Origin of the sequence: Colwellia sp. BRX8-7, from assembly GCF_014077275.1 — a bacterium.
GTDB lineage: Bacteria > Pseudomonadota > Gammaproteobacteria > Enterobacterales > Alteromonadaceae > Colwellia_A.
The window spans coordinates 28,799-47,204 of the sequence record NZ_JACGVP010000005.1 but is presented as its reverse complement, the minus strand read 5'-3'; the positions used below and the strand labels follow the sequence as shown (position 1 = coordinate 47,204).

The window sequence follows — 18,406 nt, the reverse complement described above, 5'->3', positions numbered from 1 at the left end:
TGAGTACATTTTGTTATGATAAATCTTATTTGGTTAAAAACATTTTGCACGCTTGCTGACGTTGGACATTTTACCCAAACAGCAGAAATTCTTTTTATGACGCAATCAGGGGTAAGCCAGCATATAAAAAAACTTGAAGCGCAGTTGGACATTTTATTATTAACGCGGGAGGGTAAGTCTTTCTCATTGACCGATGCGGGTATTAAATTACGCCAACAAGGACAAGATTTATTAGAAACATCTGCTGATATCGAAGCTTCAATTAAACAAGATGATGCTTTTATCGGTGTCATTAAAATAAGTACACCTGGCAGTGTCGGCTTAAAACTATACCCAAAGATGCTTGATATGCAGCAACGCTATCCGGCGCTTATTATCGATTACACCTTTGCACCCAATAAAAATATAGAGCAAAATTTAATTGAGCGAAAAATTGACCTGGGGATACTCACTGAGTTAAATAGGAGCCCACAGTTAGCCTACAAAAAAATAGCCATTGAGCCTTTGGTTTTAGTAACGTCAAGTGATATCACAAGTATCAACTGGCAAGTGCTTACTTCTATAGGTTTTATCAGCCACCCTGACTCAGAACATCATGCACAACAATTATTGAGTAAAAATTATCTTGAATTTGAACATACAAGTCAATTTAAGCACAAAGGATTTTCTAATCAAATAAGTTTGATTTTATTGCCCGTTAGCCAAGGATTAGGTTTTACCGTATTACCCCTGCATGCGGTAAACGCTTTCCCAGAGCAAAGCCTGATAAAAGTACACACATTGGAGATACCGGTCAGTGAAACTTTATATCTTTGCCAAAACAAACATTCGTTTGACACTCAAAGGAGTCAATTAATTAAAAAATCGATTCGTAAATTTATTTTATAACATTGACTATAAAAACTCACTTAGCCTATTAATTTTTTAGCGATAAGCAAACACTCAAATCGGCTCATCGTGACTTAATTGTAAATTTATTTCCAGCCGACCCGCCATTGGTCACTGACTTTTAGATCACGCCAATCTATGGTGTATTCATTATGAGTCATCACCGCTTCGATAACACAGGCAATTACTTTTTGTTCTTCGTCAAACTCCACCTTAGTGATAATAAAGTGTTTTTCTTTATTGGTAATATCAACTTTAGTCCACTTACTATTGATGAGGGCTTTGGGATTAATTTTATTCATCTTTACCTTAGTGTATAAGTTATTGTTTCAAAAAAGACAGTGTAAATATCGATAATGAAAATTGCCCAGGGACTTTTTTAGTCATTAAAAATCCGACTTCTTTAATATCTTCTGAGTTAAGTAAAGGCGCATTTGGTATAGCCCTTCCACGAAAAGTTGCTTTAAAGTCTGCAAGCTCGAAGATATGATTTTCACGCTTATTAGCGACGGTTTTAAAGTCATGTTTATAAGCTAACCGGTAGCCATTTACATAAATAATTAGCCTTAATTGATAGGCTTGCCCGTCACCTTCGGTGTTAATAACAAGTTTCTTATAAGATTGTGGAAGATTATCGACAGCACGAAAAACCGAACTAAAGCCGCCATTATTGTCTAGAGAGATGCTACCGCTAAAAATGCCATGATCTTGAGCAAACATCATTTCCCCGTTTGATAAGCCGCCCATAACGCCATCATTGGTTATCCGCCAGCGTCCGTTTTCTTGTTTTGAAAAATCAATCATATAAGCCTTCTTATTGCCACTTGAATTATCATTGGCCTGGTTATTAATATTGTTACCACTGGCATAAGCACTGAAAAACAAACATAAAATTAAAATAAATCGCATCAATAAATTCCACTTAATTATTCTATATCGCCTTATAAATACGCAAAATAAACTTGTTAAGATCAAAACCACTAAAAATGAGCTAAAATTAATACTCTAACGTATGTAGTGTTAGATTTAATTTAAAATAATAACCAACGAGTAAAAATATATGCGCATTTTTTTATTGATATTGTTTATCAGCCTTGCCTCAGGTTGTAGCACAAAATATACAAATCAATCAGTCACAGGTAAAGCTTTTCCAGCGGTTACCGGACAAACATTAGAAGAAAACACAGTCAATATTCCAGCCGATTTCAACAAAGAATTTACTTTATTATTAGTAGGCTACAAACAGAATTCACAGTTCGATATCGATAGATGGTTAATCGGTTTAGATATGACTGAAACTAAAGTCCATGTCTATGAGCTCCCGACTATTCAGGGATTGTTCCCAAAAATGTTTAGTACTTTTATCGACAATGGTATGCGTGCTGGTATTCCAAAACCTCTTTGGAAAGGGGTGATTACAATTTATGAAGACGGTGATAAAGTTCAAGCTTTCACTGGAAATGAAAGCCCTAATAACGCGCGAGTATTACTGTTAGATAAAAATGGCATCATCGTTTATTTTTATGATGACGGTTTTTCAGTTGCAGCGCTTAATGAGTTGAGAGATAAGTTAACGCCATCGAGCTAGTGTAACTTTGTTGAGACTTGTGCAATAGACAGCAATTAACCGTTATTGTCTTTTGCCAACTTTATCTATTTACCCAAGGTTTATTCTTATCTATTTATATACCCATGCTTCTTTATTTCCTTCAACCTTGTTGTCAAAATATTTTGAAGCACGACATATTAACTCACCACTTCACCCTTGATTTTTACCGCACCAAAACGGGGCACTTAATCACATCAGTGCAATTTTCTCGGTTACTCATCATTTCAGAAACCCACTAACCTCAAATAAAAACCCTTTATTACAATGAATTAGTAGCAAAACACTGTTTACTAATGATCTGGCATAAGACTTGAAACTCTAATGATAATGAATAATTATCTACAGTGAAAATTATGCTCTCTGCTTTTATTGAACAACACAAACTACCTGATGAATTCAGCGACACCGTTAGACTGCATTACCAACCACTTGCTGAGCGAATATTGGGGCAATTCAAAAAACACAACACACCGTACTTTGTCGGCATCAATGGCTGCCAAGGTAGTGGAAAGTCAACATTAACAGATTTTCTCGCTGAATATTTAACAACACAATACCCTCTTAATGTGGTGGTAATGTCTTTAGATGATTTTTATCTAACAGGTGAAAAACGTCAGCAGCTTGCAGAAAACATTCACCCATTATTAGCGACAAGAGGTGTGCCAGGCACTCATGATATGGCGACTCTTGAGCACGTACTTTTGCAATTAAAAGCTAAAAAAACGGGGTTTTCTATCCCTAGATTCAATAAGGCTACCGATGAACCCTATCCAAAAGAGCAGTGGACTGTGGTTGATAAACCAATAGATATTATTTTATTAGAAGGATGGTGTTGGGGGGTAAAGCCTCAAACTGAAGAACAACTAAGGTCAGCTATTAATGAACTTGAATTGCAGTATGACGCTAAAGGTGAATGGCGAAATTACGTTAATCAACAACTGAGCGAGGCTTATGTTCCCTTGTACAAAAACATGGATTTTTGGTTAGCACTGCAAGCACCATCATTTGACTGTGTTTATAAATGGCGATTAGAGCAAGAACAAAAATTACAAGCTAGAAACATCAACTTAGCTAATTCAAAGGTAATGTCTCCTGAAGAAATATTAAACTTCACCCAATATTTTCAGAGACTTAGCGTACAGAGCTGCACGACTATCGCACAATCTGCCGACGCAATATTTTACTTAGATTATGCTCGCCAAATCAAAGATGTGCCGCTAAAGGAAGTACGATGAGCTCATTAAGAACACTTGTTTTTAGTGACTTAGATGGAACCTTACTCGATCACTTCACTTATCAATCAAGGCCCGCAGATAAAACACTTGCGCAATTAAAATGTGCAAATATTCCGGTTATTTTAAATACCAGTAAAACCCTTGCTGAATTAGCCATTATTCATCGTGAACTCAAACTAGATACCCCCTTTATTATTGAAAATGGTGCCGCTATTTATATACCTATAGCTACTTTTTCAGCACAACCTGCTGACACTGAAATTGTTGGTGACTATTGGGTAAAATCTTTCTGTTTACCAAGGCAGCATTGGTTATCTTTATTAGCTGAACAAACTGATGAATTTAAAAAGTATTATCAAGGTTTTTCCACTATGTCTGCAGCTGACCTTACCGAAATAACAGGGCTGTCGTTAACAGAAGCTAAGCGCGCTCAACAAAGGCAATATGGTGAACCCATTCAATGGTTCGGTGATGAGGTCAGCAAAAATAGCTTTATAGAGCATCTTATTGATCTAGGAGCCAATGTTGTTCAAGGTGGTCGGTTCATTCATGTCGGTGGCTACTGCGATAAAGGCCAAGCCCTAATTTGGCTAACTGAGCAATATCGAGAAAATTTTAATAACCCTGCAATTCTGACCATTGCCTTGGGTGATGGTGAAAATGATAGCCCAATGCTAGAAGCCGCAGATATCGCGGTACAAATTCGCTCACCCGTTCATAACTTCCCCAAACTCTATCGCCAATTTAAAACGACTCGTACGCAAGATTATGGTCCTGAGGGTTGGGCTCAAGCACTACAAACCCTGCTTGCAAAGCAACTACTTTCATCTTCTACTATTATATAAGAGGTAAACCATGGCTGATTTTTATCAAAACGGTACAGTAACCACGCTACATAACTTAGCACAGCGTGAACCAGCAGATATGGCAGCTGAAATACTAGCCTTCTCTAAAAAGCGCTCTTTAGGGCTTATTTTACCTTCATTATTTTCTGAATTAGAAGGCAAAGCCTTACCCGATATTATTAATAAAATTAAAGGTGTCGAATATTTATCAGAAATAGTTATTGGTCTTGACCGTGCCGATCTTAAACAATATAAACACGCCTTAACTTTCTTTGGTCAACTGCCGCAACATCACCGAGTATTATGGAATGATGGTCCAAGATTACAAGCGATAGATGCAAAATTACATGCCCTAGGGTTAGCCCCCAAAGAGTTGGGTAAAGGCCGTAATGTTTGGTATTGCATGGGCTATATTTTAGCTTCGGGTAAAGCGGAGTCAATTGCCCTACATGATTGTGATATTTTGACCTACGAACGTGAACTACTAGATAGACTACTTTATCCTGTTGCTAACCCTATGTTTAATTACGAGTTTGCTAAAGGTTTTTATGCACGAGTTGCCGGTGGAAAAATAAATGGCCGTGTATCTCGTCTATTAGTAACACCGCTAATTAAAGCGTTGAAAAAAACAGTCGGTCATTGTGACTATTTAGAATACATGGACAGTTTTTTATATCCTTTAGCGGGTGAATTTTCTTTCCGTCGAGATGTATTAAACGATATTCGTATTCCTAGTGATTGGGGCCTTGAAATTGGTGTGCTCTCAGAAATGTATCGCAACTATTCGCCTAACCGTTTATGCCAAGTTGATATTGCGGCGACCTACGATCATAAGCATCAAGATTTATCTTTGGATAATACTGATGGTGGTTTATCAAAAATGTCGATTGATATCAGTAAAGCCTTTATTCGTAAACTTGCTACCCAAGGCGAAACGTTCACGGCAGAAAAATTCAGAACATTGAAAGCGACTTACTATCGTATTGCGTTGGATTATGTCGAAACTTATCGAAATGATGCCATGATGAATGGCCTTAAACTTGATATTCATAATGAAGAAAAAGCAGTTGAGATGTTCGCACAGAATATATTAACCGCGGGCAATACCTTCTTAGATCAACCCATGGACACACCGTTTATTCCTTCTTGGAATAGAGTAGTTAGCGCCATACCTGATATTTTATCGCAACTAAAAGAAGCGGTAGAGTTAGATAACGAAGAATTCAGACAAGCATTATAAAAAAAGGTGCCACATGCCAACGCAAGATAATCAGTTAACACCTAAATTGCAGGGTAATTTAAAAGAAAAGTTAGTTCAGCAGCTTTCGACTATCTATCACGATGTCCCGCTTGAAAAGCCAGTAAGTGATATTGCCCAATCTCTGCTTGATATTATGGGGTTATCTAAAGAAACAATGGCGGCGAAGCCTTTCTCAAACCATTGGTCAGAAGAAGATATTATCTTAATAACCTATGGCGATAGTATCGTTAAGGCTGATGAAGCACCACTCAAAACGTTGAAGACTTTTTTAGACACTAACGTTAGCAATACGATTAACAGCGTGCATATTTTACCTTTTTTTCCTTATAGTTCTGATGATGGTTTTTCAGTTATCGATTATTCATCGGTAAATGAGTCGTTAGGTACTTGGCAAGATATTGGCCAGATAAGTGAACATTATCGTTTAATGTCTGATCTCGTCATCAATCATTGTTCAAGCAGAAGTGCATGGTTTGACAACTTCATTAAAGGTGAAGGACAAGGCAGCGATTATTTTTTTACGGCTCTTGCTGATGATGACTTGTCAGCCGTTGTGAGACCAAGGACATCGCCCCTCTTAAAGGAAATTGAAACTGGCAAAGGCAAACAATTTGTTTGGTGCACATTCAGTCATGACCAAGTTGATTTTGACTTTCGTAATCCTGAAGTTTTAAAAGCTTTCGCTTCTATTATTAAACAATACCTTGATATGGGTGTAAAAATATTTCGTCTAGATGCCATCGCGTTTTTATGGAAAGTAGTAGGAACACCCAGTATTAACTTACCGCAAACTCACGAGGTGGTCAGGTTATTAAGGACGCTTATTGAGTCAGCTAAACAAGATGCTGTTATTATCACTGAAACCAATATCCCCAATACGCAGAACCTCACTTATTTTGGTAATGCCAATGAAGCCCATGGGATATATAACTTTTCATTACCGCCGTTGTTATTAAATACCTTGCTAACGGGTAACTGTTTATACCTTAAACGCTGGCTAATGAGTATGCCTCCTGCGCAAGATGGCACTATGTATTTTAACTTTATTGCATCACATGACGGTATTGGTTTACGCCCGGCAGAAGGATTGTTAGATGAAGCTGAGCTGGATAATTTAGTACAGGCAGTAGAAAATTTCGGTGGAAAAATATCTTGGCGCACTACAGATACCGGCCAACAAAAAGCCTATGAAATGAACATATCACTTTATGATGCAATGCAAGGCACAGTGCGAGGTAAAGATCAGTGGAATTTTGAGCGTTTTATTTGTGCACATGCCATTATGTTTGCCCTCGAAGGCATACCAGGTATCTACATTCACAGCATGCTAGGCACACAAAATGATTATCAAAAATTAGCAAATACCCATCATAACCGTGCAATTAACAGGCGTCGCTGGCATGTAGAAGCTTTAGAAGAAGCACTTAATGACAGTAACTTACACCATGCAAAAGTGCTTTCATCATTAAAATCTTTATTGGCGTTAAGAATTAAACAACCCGCCTTTCATCCTAACGCAACGCAATTTACCCTGCATTTAGGTTTGCAATTGTTTGGTTTTTGGCGACAAAGTAAAGACCGAAAACAAAGCATGTTTTGTGTGAGTAATATTTCTGATCAACCGGTAGTATTACCCTTGAGTGAGCTGAACTTAATTATTACCGAATCATGGTTTGAACTTATTACCGCAGTAAAAATAACAGAGTTAAACCAAGAGCTTACTTTGTCACCTTATCAAACAGTATGGATATCAAATATATAAAGTGAAAAGTTAAAAATAAACGCTATACTAAAAATAATTTTGGTATTAACTGCAGATTAGCTTTGGAATAGCAGGGGGGATTATCAATGCATGATTATTTTGCACCTCATGGTGAATTCAAATTACACGTGAGCAATAATATAATTATCGCGCGCTTAACGGGTTCCTGGAATAAAGAGTGTGCGGAAAATTTTTCACAAGCATTTATAGCGCAAGTGAAATTGTTAAAAATACAAAAATGGGCGCATTTAGTCTTCTTAGATGACTGGCAAATAAGTGTTCCTGAAATTGTCCCTGTTGTTGATGAGTTAGCCGCTTTTTGTATTTTAAATGGTTTAGAAAAATCAGCGCAAGTCGCCAATGAATCAATGATGAAAAAAATGTACCTCGATAAAATGGCAATTGAAACACGCAGTAACTTTGAGAGGCGAATATTTTCTGATCAAGATAAAGCGATTAGCTGGCTCAATGAATATGGTTTTACTACAGAAAAAGGATTAAAAGCTTACGAATTAGTATAGCTTGATGGTGCTGCTAGAAGTTTTTCGTAAACACTAAAAGCAACTGTAAACTGCTTTTTTCTTCAACTAGAGGACTGTCAGTAATACTTTTATCAAACCAAGTGTATTCGAGATTTAAGCGGGTATATCCGCCAAAAAAAATAGGGGTCGCGATTGAAAATCCAAGATTTTTATTAACGCCACTGTGACCAAGGTAAGCCCCCCTATTTTGATTCACTTCATCTTTAGAAACACCATAATAGTAATCAACATGATGTTTATCTAAGAAACTGAGTGAAATTGAGGGTTCGAAAAATATTGGCCCATACCTAAAAACATGACCAATCGTTGATTTTATCTCAAAACCATTTGAGCGATTTAGTGCATCAAACATCGAAGAAAAGCCGATTTTCCAATCATTTTGTTGATAATCAACACCAAAGCCGACATCAAATGAACTTTTTCTTTTTCTCATCCCTTCGAAAATAGCACTATCAGATTCATCAAACCCTTGGAATCTTGGGGATAATTTTGCGGAGAGAGTTAATCGATTCGAATTTATTAACTTATAATTAATAAATGGTCCAAATACTGATAAGTTTTCTCCTTGATATCCCAATAAAGGTAAAGGCATTACTCGGGTGTTATATCCCTTATATATCTCTTTATTAACACTGATACCTACGCCGTATAAAAAACCTTCGGTTTTTTTTCGCTCAACAGATACGACTGTCCCCTGCTCTGAAAAAACGTAAAAAGCTGGAAAAACTAAAATTAATATTAAGGCTTTATAAATGCTTTGTATCATTGGGTGATTCTCACTGGATTTTTATCATACCGAGTATACGTTTAAAAGTGCAATGAGGTTTAAACCTCCGATGAAATTAACCGAGTAACAGCTTGTTATACATTTATCATAACTCTATTTATTCAGTGTTAATTTAATAATACGGTTATTAAAAATAATATTAATTATAACAAAGAGTAAAGTGCAGCCTTGTCTTTATTGTTAGCTAGGTACAATAATTAAAATATCTCAGCGAGGTGATCGACCTTGGCCTAAACTACGTATAGTTAAGCATAAATTATATTATCGGGTAAACCTAAAATGAAACACTTGAGCCATAACGAATTGTTAAAGATGGATTCACGCTACCGGGCTCAACTGATCAATAGTTTATCCGGATTTAAAAGTGCTAACCTCATTGGTACACGCAACAAGCAAAACCATAACAATTTAGCGATATTTAGCTCTGTTGTCCATTTAGGCTCTTCGCCTGCTCTAGTTGGTTTTATTACTCGCCCAGACATCGTCGAACGCCATACTTTAGAAAACATTCTGCAGACTAAACAATTCACCATAAATCAAGTTAATGAAAGTTTTTGGCAAGCGGCACATCAAACATCAGCACGCTATAATGCCGACCAATCAGAATTTGAGCAAACCGGTTTAACGCCTTATAACGTTGATGGTATCAATGCCCCTTTTGTTAAAGAAAGTCACTTAAAGTACGCCTTGAAACTACGTGAGATAGTGCCAATCGAACTTAATGGTACTCAATTAGTAATAGGTGAAATCACTGATATTATTTGTGATGAAGTTGCTATTAAAGCTGATGGCTATATTGATATCGAATCATTGGGTACGGTTGCTATTTCAGGACTAGATAGCTACCACACCAGTCAACGCTTATCACGATTGAGTTATGCTAAGCCAGAAGTTCAGCCTAGAGAAATTTCACTTGATGGCCAGGCACTTGACGGTAATTCATTTGAAATCTAAATAAGCTTCACTGAACTCTAGGGACAAAAATGAAAAGTTGGCAGTTACTTGGCTATCTTGGTCTACTACCTTTTGCAGGTTTTTTATATTTAAGTGTTGTGCTAGAAGACTCTTCTGTGTGGGCACAACAAGCTTTTATAGCCTATAGCGCTATTATAGTCAGTTTCATTGCTGGCACATTGTGGCGTAAAGCCGAAGACAATACTCGGTTAACACAGCAAATTATTAGTAATTTATTAAGCTTAATCGCTTTTACCGCTTTACTGATGCCCGGTGATTTGGCCTTAATAGTATTATCATTCAGCTTTATGTTTTTATTTTTATATGAAAAAAAATTAGCGATAACAGAGCAAATAAACGATGTTGATGTGGCTTACATGAGAATGCGTTTTTGGCTAACTTTTATTGTTCTCTCACTGCATACCAGTGCTTATTATCTGTGGTTCATTTATATAGCCACCCAGTAACTTTTAGGAAAATTAATGCTAACTATATTTTATGATGGCAATTGTCCAATGTGCGCAACTGAAATGATCCACCTAAAAAGGCATGATCAAGACAACATCATACTTTTGGTCGATATACACCAAGAAAATTTTTCAAGTCTTTACCCTGCAATTGATTTTTCAGCCGCTATGAAAATATTACACGCAACTTATAATGGTAAAATTCTACTCGGTTTAGAAGTCACGCATAGGGCTTGGACACTTGTTGGTAAGGGTTTTTGGGTAGCTCCTCTTAATTGGCCAGTATTTAAAACACTAAGCCACTGGGTTTACTTAGGAATGGCTAAATACCGTCATCAAATTTCAGCACTTCTCGCCAAAGTTTTTGGCATAAAAACAGCAAACTGTAATTCAGGAACTTGTTATGATAAATCAACTAACACTGATCATTGGCGCAAATAGCGACATTGGCAAAGCAATTGCCACCCAAGTAGCTTCTTTGGCTGATACTGGCCTTATTCTTATTAGTCGACAAGCCATTGACGAGAAAGACACTGTTGAGGAGCAAAACAGCCTTAAAACTAAAAAAATTATCGTTAAAGATTACCAACCGCAATCAATAGACAATGCTATAGCAGAATTAGTTGCGCATAGTGAGTTACCCATAAGCCAAGTCTTTGTCTGTAACGGCATACTGCATAGTGATAAATTTCAACCAGAAAAACGTCTAGAAGACTTCGATGCACAAGCATTTGAGCAAGTTATTAGCGCAAATACATTAACCCCAATGTTATGGGTTCAGAAGTTGACACCAATACTGACAAGGAAGTCACCCTGTAAATTTATTGTTTTTAGTGCCCGGGTCGGCAGTATAAATGATAACAAATTAGGCGGGTGGTATAGCTATAGGGCATCGAAAGCAGCATTAAATATGATGCTTAAAACTGCATCTATTGAGTTGGCAAGAAGAGCAAAGAATATAAAGCTAATTTCTTTTCATCCCGGTACTACAGATACGCCGTTGTCTAAACCTTTTCAAAAGAATGTCCCTGCAGATAAACTTTTTACCAGTGAATTTGTTGCCAAACAATTGCTAACTATTGTTGCTGATACTCCTATTGATCATACCTTGAGTTATCTTGATTGGCAGGGCAAGTCTATTAATTGGTAGCTGACAGTAATGGCCGTTAAAAGTTAATTATTCCAAGTTACTTTTTGATTTAACTATTGAAGTTAAAAACAATAAAAAAACTGCAATGAGATTTGCAGTTTTTATTAGGGATTATTCATTAAAGGTGATTATTTTTTAGTAAAACCGTCAGCTATTTTATGAAAAGATTCAAGCGTCACTTTATTATCATATTCAATCGAAAATCTGCCATGGAATAATAAGGTTATTGTTAAGTCTTTATAACCTAACCAACATGTATATCCATCAAAGTCATGCCAAGCTTTAATACCAGAATACTGATAAACACCATCGAGTTTAGTACCCTCTTTGGTGATATGGTCATAGATTTCTAAAAAATCTCTTAGCGTTAATTGTCTATCCTTCATCAGTTAAAACTTAATCATTTGGCTGCATCGACCACTGCTACTGCTGGTGCCACACATTTCATCATAAGCTGTTTGATACTCTAGTGCAGCGTTAAATATATTATTATCTCGAAGATAATTTTTAGCTTCAACTAAAGATCCCATCACAGCAACATCTCTAGATTGGGTTAGACCAATAAAGTTATTGAGAGAATCAACCGCGCCAACTAAATAATGAGTCGATTCAGCGACACCAATAATAGTAGGTATAGTTGCTTGATTACTGTTAGTTAATGTATTCATCATAATAATTCTCCAACTTGAGTATAGCTATCATTACGGTGATACGAAGATTAAAGATCAACTTCAGTAAAATTCATAGTTGAATTTTACTAACCTATCACCTTAAAATATCTCGTTTGTCAAAAGATGCTCCTCTCTATTATCCTTTAGCTAGTATTCCGCTACAGCCATTAAGGAACATCTATGAAGAGTAAAACTGTCTGGTATCTCCACCTCCATATAATGGATGAATGGAAATGTGTATCCTCTGGTAGCCTTGTTCATATCAAAAAAGCCCAGAGTATGTATATACAAAATGGCGTAACCACACCACTAAGGGTTGCACATAGTAAATTGATTAGTTCAAACAGTTAAATTAACAGATAACGCTTTTAAGCGAATAGCTAGGTTTATAATCAATATTACCATAGCGGCTAAAGCTGGATTAGAATTGACTGCTGATCTTTCTTGGTCATTTTACTGACCACTAGTAAATAAGAATTATCCATCATTCTCTCTAGCTCGCCCTGAGGAATTGAGCCATCTAAGATAATAGTATTCCAATTAGATTTATTCATATGATAGCCGGGAATGATGCCTGGAAAAATATCACGTAATATCTCTGCCTCATCTGGGTCACATTTTAGGTTCATCCAAAAGTGGCCTTTAGCGTCTTCTGCAACCTTGGCACTTTTAGCGTTTGAACCATGAGAAATCGTTGCAAACAGTTTGTTTTTGACCTTGAAAACGCTAACGTCATCGCCAAATGGATAATAAAGTGAGCTTGCTGGTTTAGCTGATAAATAGTGCTCAGCCATTTGTTGGTTCATAGATTTCATTGACGTTTATCTCTATAAATTAAAGGCTTAAATTTACGGTCTAATGAATTTAAGCATAGCAGTAAAGAGTGACTTTGGGTTAGTGAGCAAGATGGGCAGATGCTTCAGCCTAAAAAAATACCGACAAACAATCTATCGGTATTTTTTAGCAAAAGCTGAGCTTAGCTTAAATTAATAATAAGAAACTTGTGTTGGGATTGTTAAAATACTTTTACCGAAACGCTTTAACCAATAATATATCGCCGCAAAAATGGCAATGACAATGGTGATGCTAATTCCCGCTGACAACGGATTAGTAGCAAAGGTTGCCACTTGATAAGTAAATGTCGCCGCTAAATAAGCCAATGAAAAGCTCCATAAAGCCGCAAATCCAGCCCAACGACTGCCAACTTCACTCTTTATTGCGCCCATAGCTGCTGCACAAGGTGTATAAAGCAAAATAAATAACAAGTAACTAAATGCGCCAATTTTACCGGCAAATGCAGCCTGCATAACGGTGAATGTTCCTTCATTAACGCCTTGTTCTTCTGCGGCGGTATGTAAGTTGGTAACATCTCCGATATCAGTCCCTAAAGGATCATCAGCTTGAATACCTAATAAGTTTTCTTTTATTGAATCCGTCGCGTCAGTCCACAACTCAGCCATTGACTTTAATGCTTCTGGCTCTGCATTCACATCGGTATAGAGACTATTAAATGTAGCCACTAAAGCCTCTTTCGCAAACAAGCCGGTAATAATGCCAACACTTGCTTGCCAGTTATCTTCCTTAATACCCATAGGTGCAAGTAAAGGGGTAACAACCTGAGCACTTTTACTTAATACCGACTCTTGAGAGTCTTGATGACCAAACTGACCATCAGTACCTAATGAGTTAAAGAAGTTGAGTACACAAACCACTAAGACAATCGTTTTACCTGCCCCCAAAATAAAAGACCGAGTACGTTGCCAAACACGATGCACGAGATAAGAAAGCTTAGGTATTTCATAAAGCGGTAATTCCATAATATTGACAGAATTTTTGCCCATTAATACCGTGTGCTTTAATAAAAATCCAGTGAATAGTGCTGCCGCTATACCGATTAAGTACAATAAGAAAACTAAGTTTTGCCCAGAATCAGGGAAAAATGCCGCAGCAAATAAAGCATATACCGGTAAACGTGCCCCACACGACATAAACGGTGACATCATTATGGTGGTGATACGTTCACGTTCACTATCAAGAATTCGTGCCGACATTACAGCAGGAACCGTACAACCAAAACCAACAATTAAAGGGACAAAAGCCTTGCCGGGTAAACCAATTTTTTGCATAGCACTGTCAACCACAAACGCTGCACGCGCTAAGTAGCCACTGCTTTCTAAAATAGATAAACCAATAAATAAACAAGCGATGATTGGAATAAAAGTAGCGACCGTTTGAATACCTAAGCCAGCTCCTTCAATTAAGGTTAGCAACCACTGAGGTAAATCATAACTTGATAAAAATCTTTGCGGGTAATCGACAAAAATAGCGCCGGCTAAAATATCAAAAAAGTCGATAAAAGCACTACCAACATTGATTGCAAACATAAACAATAAGTACATCATGCTAAGAAAAACGGGGACACCTAACCAAGGATGAAGGATAAAATGGTCAAGGCGGTCACTTAAACTTATTGCCGGTGCTTTTTTGGAAACCGGTAGACCCTTTTTAACATCGATCAATAACTGCTGAATAAACTCGTAACGCGCCTGCATAATACTAATAGCATCGGTATTGGTTTGCTGACAGCCACCTTGATCATTACAAGCGCCACATTCAAGATCAATTAACACCTCAGTTGAGTTTTTGTCAGCGAGTTTATTGACAATATCTGCTGATAAAATTAATTTCTTTGGACGTTCACTTGCTTTAGGTAATTCAAGTAAAGCCTGTTCAACTTGTTTTAAGGTATCTTTAGCTAAGCTGTTGGCAATAATAACTTTACAGCCAAGTTCTTTGGCTAAAATATTTATATCAACGGTTTGCGCTTCTTTTCGATCAGATTTATTGATAACCAATAATACCGGTAAACCGAGTTCAAGTAGCTGAGTCGTTAAATACAACTGACGCTTTAATTGCGTCGCATCGACGACATTAATTAAACAATCAATGTCATTATTTTTAAGAAAATCTTGGGTAATAGTCAGGTCTTTACTTTGTTCAGTTCGAGTGGCGAGAGAACTAATACCAGGTAAGTCTGAAAGTAAAACTTGCTCATTATTAAATGAGAAGCGCTGCTGTTTTGTCGCTACAGTGACGCCAGTCCAGTTTCCTGTTTGTTGTTTCGCGCCCGTTAAAGCATTAAAAAACGTGCTTTTTCCTGAATTGGCAAAGCCAACTAGAGCCAAATGTAAAGCTTGTGACATTAGACGATTTCTATACCTATTTGTTGAGCAATACTCGGTGCTAAGCAAATTTTAGTACCATGGAGATGAAAGGCAAGTGGCCCATTAAATGGTGCTTTATGGGCTAATGATATCTCAGTTTTTAACGCAAAACCCTGCTCGATTAACTTTGAAGTCAAATCGAAATTTGTTGGCAACGTGCGGATCACCGCTCGTTGGGTACGCGTCAATTGTGAAAGGGTCATAAACAACAACTCAAATAATAATGATTATCATTTGATTCTACTTTACTATTAACTTTTCAGCAAGCGTATATAACAGCGTAATTGATCTAAATCAGCTTAAATTAATCTACTGATAAATTTGATTTAAAATTTAATAGTTTAGCAGGCGTTCAATATAATCATATTAAAAATATAACTGGATTTATCTGCGCAGCTTACGTAAAAATAGCGAAAAGGTAAGAGAGGTATTGTTATTATGAAAATTAAATATTACCTAATGAAACATCGCTGACAAATCCAAATAGCTTGTCAGCGATTTACTGTTTAATGACGGTATGATTTATAGATTAAAAGCTATATGTCATTTCTGCCCATGCACTGGTACCTTCTTCAGGTAAACGGTCCATAAACGTTACATCACTGCCTTTGACTCGGTTATAGCCACCTAAGTGATTTTGATATTCTTTATTGAGTAGATTATCAACGCCAAAACGAAGCGTTAATTGATTATTGACGTAATATTGAGCGTCTACATTCATCACACCATAACCAGCACTTGTTTGTTCCTGATTAGTTAATGAAATATCTTTTTGTGCGGCGGCCATCACTAAAACCATATTTACAGACCAATTCTCACTAAAGTAATTGGCACTTAACTGACCATTCAATGGCGCAATACGATACAAGTTATCATTAATATCACGACGTTCGCCACGTACGTAACTGACCACGGCTGATAATTGTATTTGATCATTTATAGTGTAATAGCCATTTACATCAGCACCATAAAGCTTAGCATCTACATTAGTAAACTTTAGAGGGTTATCATCACCCGCCATCATTTGGGCCATCATTTTTGCTGACATATCCAACATACCTAAAGGAGTACCTTGAATATAATCATCAATATTTTGATAGAAGAAATGAGGTGTGATCATAACTTTTTCAGTTTGGTAGGTAAAACCGACATCTGCTTGATAAGCTGTCTCACTGTTAAGATCCATATTACCCACATAAGTGTTACCGTCGGCCAGCCCACCCGTTGATTCCATCGGGGTCCAGAGGTAAAGCTCTTGATATGAAGGCGCTCTATTTTTTAAACCTACGCCTATATATAATGATAAATCTTTCGATAATTGAGTTTCCGTGCTTAATGCGATATCTATATTGGTATCATTAACACTGTGATCACTGTTATTAAAGTTATCCCGTAAGTCTATGGCTAAATCAGCCATCGTTGGCATAGCTGAATTCATATTATCCATCATTGCAGAGCCCATCGGCATAATCATCATTGCCATAGATGTTGCCACTTGACCTGCATCTAATTCAGCTCTTTTTAAACGGGCGCCTAACTGAACTTTAGTATTGTTAAAGGTTTGCTGCCATTGTGCAAATAGCCCAAAGCGATCATCTTTGACATCATTAAAGTTTACCACGGCAAACATCGAGTTATTTGGATTGGTGATCACAGAGTCATGCTTGGCTAAATAACCATCGAAGCCAAATTCTAACTCACCAAAAGTAAAAGATTTACCCAGCGAAAAATTAAAATTAGTTGTTATACCCGTAGCATTATTACGACGATGTTTTTCTGGATTATTATTCAATCGCTTTTCAAAGTTAGTCATACCATGATCGGCATCGGTGTAGCCTAATAACCAGTCTGCTTGCCAATCGGCCCAGGTAAAGTTACCGTCTAAACTTGCTCGGTGACTATAAATATATTCTATATCCATAGGTAATGCTGGCGTACCCGAATCTTGGGTATCTGTATAATGGTAGCTAAAACCTGTTTCACTACTCTCGCCAAAATAACGTAAATCAGTGCCAAATTGTCGTTTAGCAAAATCAGTTGGCGATATAATTTTACCATCGCCACTTTCCATATTCTCACCTTCTTGAACATTGCCATAAAAAAGCCCAGCAATATCACCTTTGGTAAGATTAACCACCGATGATAATGTTTGCGCTTCATTATTACTTCGAACACCTGCTTGTAAATCACCATTTATCACGAGTTTCTCGCTATTATTGGCTTCTGCTTTACGCATTTTTACATCAATAGCACCACCCAGGGTATTTATGCCGGCAGAAACCGGGGCGATACCACGATAGACAGTCATAGACTCAACAATTAATGGCGTAGAATAACTTAAGGGTGTGTCCATAGCATTAGGACCAGCGCCAATGACAGCTTGTCCGTCAAGTGTGGTTGAAATTCGGTCGCCATATAGGCCACGATATTGTGCAATACCCGTTACCGGGCCATTACTGTTGACATTTGCACCGGGGACCGACTTTAACCAACTCGCTAAATCGGGCTCCGTAGTCTTCCCTTGGGCATAACTTTCATTATTTTCAATGCCGAGATGGTGACGTTGATGAGTGATAGTGATCACTTCAATCTCATCGAGGTTAGCCGTTGAATCAAACGTATTATTAGCAAAAGCACTAATAGACAAAAGACTGCTAAAAACTAATGAAGAGCTTATTGCTAAAGCAATGGGTTTAATTGAAAACGTCATAGTTGTTTCACTTACTTGTTTGAGTATACCAAATAGAATTAATACTATTGTGTTAGCTATAATCAATAAAAACAAAGTAAAAACAGTGAACTGCGACATAATGTCGCAATAAAAAATGACTTACTTGACCTAAGTCAAACAAGACATTTTAGAAGAGTAATCGTTATTTAACTAAAAACCTTAGCTACAGAGCTGATTAACGTTAAAAGCAAAAAGTGCACAACTAGCTTATTTTCAAAGCAGACTAATTTAACCTATTAACGGCAGTTACTTTAAGCAACATAATTGCTTTAAACTTAGA

At 37.0% G+C, this 18,406-nt stretch carries 20 protein-coding genes; 11 read left to right on the top strand and 9 right to left on the bottom strand.

The genetic code is table 11. The features are described from left to right. The first annotated feature begins 15 nt into the window (after positions 1-15). A complete protein-coding gene (locus tag H4J57_RS06295; protein ID WP_182242280.1) occupies positions 16-888 on the top strand; it encodes a LysR family transcriptional regulator in 873 nt (290 codons plus the stop codon). 86 nt (positions 889-974) lie between these two features. Here H4J57_RS06295 and H4J57_RS06290 read toward each other — a convergent pair whose 3' ends face one another. Both H4J57_RS06290 and H4J57_RS06285 read right to left on the bottom strand, forming a co-directional pair. Beyond that, entirely contained in the window at positions 975-1,190 is a 216-nt protein-coding gene (locus H4J57_RS06290) for a TIGR02450 family Trp-rich protein (protein ID WP_182213809.1), read from the bottom strand. 19 nt (positions 1,191-1,209) lie between these two features. Beyond that, the gene (locus H4J57_RS06285) at positions 1,210-1,797 is read right to left on the bottom strand and encodes a CIA30 family protein (protein ID WP_259366808.1); all 588 of its coding nucleotides are present in this window, start codon (positions 1,795-1,797) and stop codon (positions 1,210-1,212) included. 151 nt (positions 1,798-1,948) lie between these two features. Here H4J57_RS06285 and H4J57_RS06280 point away from each other — a divergent pair, with 151 nt between their 5' ends. The 6 genes from H4J57_RS06280 (at position 1,949) to H4J57_RS06255 (ending at position 8,121) form a co-directional block, all read left to right on the top strand. Beyond that, positions 1,949-2,476 carry a hypothetical protein gene (locus H4J57_RS06280; protein WP_182242279.1) on the top strand — a complete coding sequence of 176 codons (528 nt, stop codon included), beginning with the start codon at positions 1,949-1,951 and terminating at the stop codon, positions 2,474-2,476. A 374-nt stretch (positions 2,477-2,850) separates the two neighbouring features. Then, entirely contained in the window at positions 2,851-3,732 is an 882-nt protein-coding gene (locus H4J57_RS06275) for a kinase (protein ID WP_182242278.1), read from the top strand. After that, positions 3,729-4,577, top strand: coding sequence for a mannosyl-3-phosphoglycerate phosphatase (locus tag H4J57_RS06270; RefSeq protein WP_182242277.1), 849 nt, complete (start codon positions 3,729-3,731; stop codon positions 4,575-4,577). Before H4J57_RS06275 ends, H4J57_RS06270 begins: the two co-directional genes overlap by 4 nt. A gap of 10 nt (positions 4,578-4,587) precedes the next feature. Beyond that, the gene (locus tag H4J57_RS06265; RefSeq protein ID WP_182242276.1) at positions 4,588-5,817 is read left to right on the top strand and encodes a glycosyl transferase; all 1,230 of its coding nucleotides are present in this window, start codon (positions 4,588-4,590) and stop codon (positions 5,815-5,817) included. Positions 5,818-5,830: 13 nt separating this feature from the next. Then, positions 5,831-7,600 carry an alpha-amylase family glycosyl hydrolase gene (locus H4J57_RS06260; protein ID WP_182230224.1) on the top strand — a complete coding sequence of 590 codons (1,770 nt, stop codon included), beginning with the start codon at positions 5,831-5,833 and terminating at the stop codon, positions 7,598-7,600. Between the two features lie 86 nt (positions 7,601-7,686). Next, positions 7,687-8,121 carry a hypothetical protein gene (locus H4J57_RS06255; protein ID WP_182242275.1) on the top strand — a complete coding sequence of 145 codons (435 nt, stop codon included), beginning with the start codon at positions 7,687-7,689 and terminating at the stop codon, positions 8,119-8,121. 13 nt (positions 8,122-8,134) lie between these two features. Here H4J57_RS06255 and H4J57_RS06250 read toward each other — a convergent pair whose 3' ends face one another. Further along, complete coding sequence (locus H4J57_RS06250; RefSeq protein ID WP_182242274.1) at positions 8,135-8,908, bottom strand: MipA/OmpV family protein; 774 nt, start codon at positions 8,906-8,908, stop codon at positions 8,135-8,137. A 300-nt stretch (positions 8,909-9,208) separates the two neighbouring features. Between H4J57_RS06250 and H4J57_RS06245 the strand changes: the two genes are divergently transcribed. Genes H4J57_RS06245 through H4J57_RS06230 form a run of 4 tightly spaced genes read left to right on the top strand, consistent with a single transcriptional unit; the run spans position 9,209 to position 11,500 of the window. Continuing rightward, positions 9,209-9,883: a flavin reductase family protein gene (locus tag H4J57_RS06245; RefSeq protein WP_182242273.1), complete on the top strand. Its 675-nt coding sequence runs from the start codon at positions 9,209-9,211 to the stop codon at positions 9,881-9,883. A 29-nt stretch (positions 9,884-9,912) separates the two neighbouring features. After that, complete coding sequence (locus tag H4J57_RS06240) at positions 9,913-10,350, top strand: DUF3429 domain-containing protein (RefSeq protein WP_182242272.1); 438 nt, start codon at positions 9,913-9,915, stop codon at positions 10,348-10,350. A 15-nt stretch (positions 10,351-10,365) separates the two neighbouring features. Then, positions 10,366-10,791: a thiol-disulfide oxidoreductase DCC family protein gene (locus tag H4J57_RS06235; RefSeq protein ID WP_182242271.1), complete on the top strand. Its 426-nt coding sequence runs from the start codon at positions 10,366-10,368 to the stop codon at positions 10,789-10,791. Next, positions 10,754-11,500, top strand: a complete 747-nt coding sequence (locus tag H4J57_RS06230) for an SDR family NAD(P)-dependent oxidoreductase (RefSeq protein WP_182242270.1) — start codon at positions 10,754-10,756, stop codon at positions 11,498-11,500. The genes H4J57_RS06235 and H4J57_RS06230 overlap by 38 nt, the downstream gene beginning before the upstream one ends. A 128-nt stretch (positions 11,501-11,628) precedes the next feature. Here the strand turns inward: H4J57_RS06230 and H4J57_RS06225 are convergent, their stop codons facing one another. From H4J57_RS06225 to H4J57_RS06200, 6 genes are all read right to left on the bottom strand, one after another. After that, positions 11,629-11,886 carry a DUF3081 family protein gene (locus tag H4J57_RS06225; RefSeq protein ID WP_182213831.1) on the bottom strand — a complete coding sequence of 86 codons (258 nt, stop codon included), beginning with the start codon at positions 11,884-11,886 and terminating at the stop codon, positions 11,629-11,631. Between the two features lie 3 nt (positions 11,887-11,889). Continuing rightward, positions 11,890-12,171, bottom strand: coding sequence for a DUF6482 family protein (locus H4J57_RS06220; RefSeq protein ID WP_259366807.1), 282 nt, complete (start codon positions 12,169-12,171; stop codon positions 11,890-11,892). 410 nt (positions 12,172-12,581) lie between these two features. After that, the gene (locus H4J57_RS06215) at positions 12,582-12,977 is read right to left on the bottom strand and encodes an MmcQ/YjbR family DNA-binding protein (RefSeq protein ID WP_182242370.1); all 396 of its coding nucleotides are present in this window, start codon (positions 12,975-12,977) and stop codon (positions 12,582-12,584) included. Positions 12,978-13,157: 180 nt separating this feature from the next. Next, the gene (gene feoB / locus H4J57_RS06210; RefSeq protein ID WP_182242269.1) at positions 13,158-15,374 is read right to left on the bottom strand and encodes a ferrous iron transport protein B; all 2,217 of its coding nucleotides are present in this window, start codon (positions 15,372-15,374) and stop codon (positions 13,158-13,160) included. Beyond that, a complete protein-coding gene (locus H4J57_RS06205; protein WP_070375663.1) occupies positions 15,374-15,598 on the bottom strand; it encodes a FeoA family protein in 225 nt (74 codons plus the stop codon). The genes feoB and H4J57_RS06205 overlap by 1 nt, the downstream gene beginning before the upstream one ends. Positions 15,599-15,924: 326 nt before the next feature. Beyond that, the gene (locus tag H4J57_RS06200) at positions 15,925-18,105 is read right to left on the bottom strand and encodes a TonB-dependent receptor (RefSeq protein ID WP_182242268.1); all 2,181 of its coding nucleotides are present in this window, start codon (positions 18,103-18,105) and stop codon (positions 15,925-15,927) included. Positions 18,106-18,406 lie beyond the last annotated feature (301 nt).

Coding starts and splice junctions, on each gene's coding strand:
- H4J57_RS06275 (WP_182242278.1), top strand. CDS start 2,851: ATGCTCTCTGCTTTTATTGAACAACACAAACTACCTGATGAATTCAGC.
- H4J57_RS06245 (WP_182242273.1), top strand. CDS start 9,209: ATGAAACACTTGAGCCATAACGAATTGTTAAAGATGGATTCACGCTAC.
- H4J57_RS06230 (WP_182242270.1), top strand. CDS start 10,754: ATGATAAATCAACTAACACTGATCATTGGCGCAAATAGCGACATTGGC.
- H4J57_RS06250 (WP_182242274.1), bottom strand. CDS start 8,908: ATGATACAAAGCATTTATAAAGCCTTAATATTAATTTTAGTTTTTCCA.
- H4J57_RS06235 (WP_182242271.1), top strand. CDS start 10,366: ATGCTAACTATATTTTATGATGGCAATTGTCCAATGTGCGCAACTGAA.
- H4J57_RS06240 (WP_182242272.1), top strand. CDS start 9,913: ATGAAAAGTTGGCAGTTACTTGGCTATCTTGGTCTACTACCTTTTGCA.
- H4J57_RS06290 (WP_182213809.1), bottom strand. CDS start 1,190: ATGAATAAAATTAATCCCAAAGCCCTCATCAATAGTAAGTGGACTAAA.
- H4J57_RS06280 (WP_182242279.1), top strand. CDS start 1,949: ATGCGCATTTTTTTATTGATATTGTTTATCAGCCTTGCCTCAGGTTGT.
- H4J57_RS06255 (WP_182242275.1), top strand. CDS start 7,687: ATGCATGATTATTTTGCACCTCATGGTGAATTCAAATTACACGTGAGC.
- H4J57_RS06260 (WP_182230224.1), top strand. CDS start 5,831: ATGCCAACGCAAGATAATCAGTTAACACCTAAATTGCAGGGTAATTTA.
- H4J57_RS06205 (WP_070375663.1), bottom strand. CDS start 15,598: ATGACCCTTTCACAATTGACGCGTACCCAACGAGCGGTGATCCGCACG.
- H4J57_RS06270 (WP_182242277.1), top strand. CDS start 3,729: ATGAGCTCATTAAGAACACTTGTTTTTAGTGACTTAGATGGAACCTTA.
- H4J57_RS06225 (WP_182213831.1), bottom strand. CDS start 11,886: ATGAAGGATAGACAATTAACGCTAAGAGATTTTTTAGAAATCTATGAC.
- H4J57_RS06215 (WP_182242370.1), bottom strand. CDS start 12,977: ATGAACCAACAAATGGCTGAGCACTATTTATCAGCTAAACCAGCAAGC.
- feoB (WP_182242269.1), bottom strand. CDS start 15,374: ATGTCACAAGCTTTACATTTGGCTCTAGTTGGCTTTGCCAATTCAGGA.
- H4J57_RS06285 (WP_259366808.1), bottom strand. CDS start 1,797: ATGCGATTTATTTTAATTTTATGTTTGTTTTTCAGTGCTTATGCCAGT.
- H4J57_RS06200 (WP_182242268.1), bottom strand. CDS start 18,105: ATGACGTTTTCAATTAAACCCATTGCTTTAGCAATAAGCTCTTCATTA.
- H4J57_RS06295 (WP_182242280.1), top strand. CDS start 16: ATGATAAATCTTATTTGGTTAAAAACATTTTGCACGCTTGCTGACGTT.
- H4J57_RS06220 (WP_259366807.1), bottom strand. CDS start 12,171: ATGATGAATACATTAACTAACAGTAATCAAGCAACTATACCTACTATT.
- H4J57_RS06265 (WP_182242276.1), top strand. CDS start 4,588: ATGGCTGATTTTTATCAAAACGGTACAGTAACCACGCTACATAACTTA.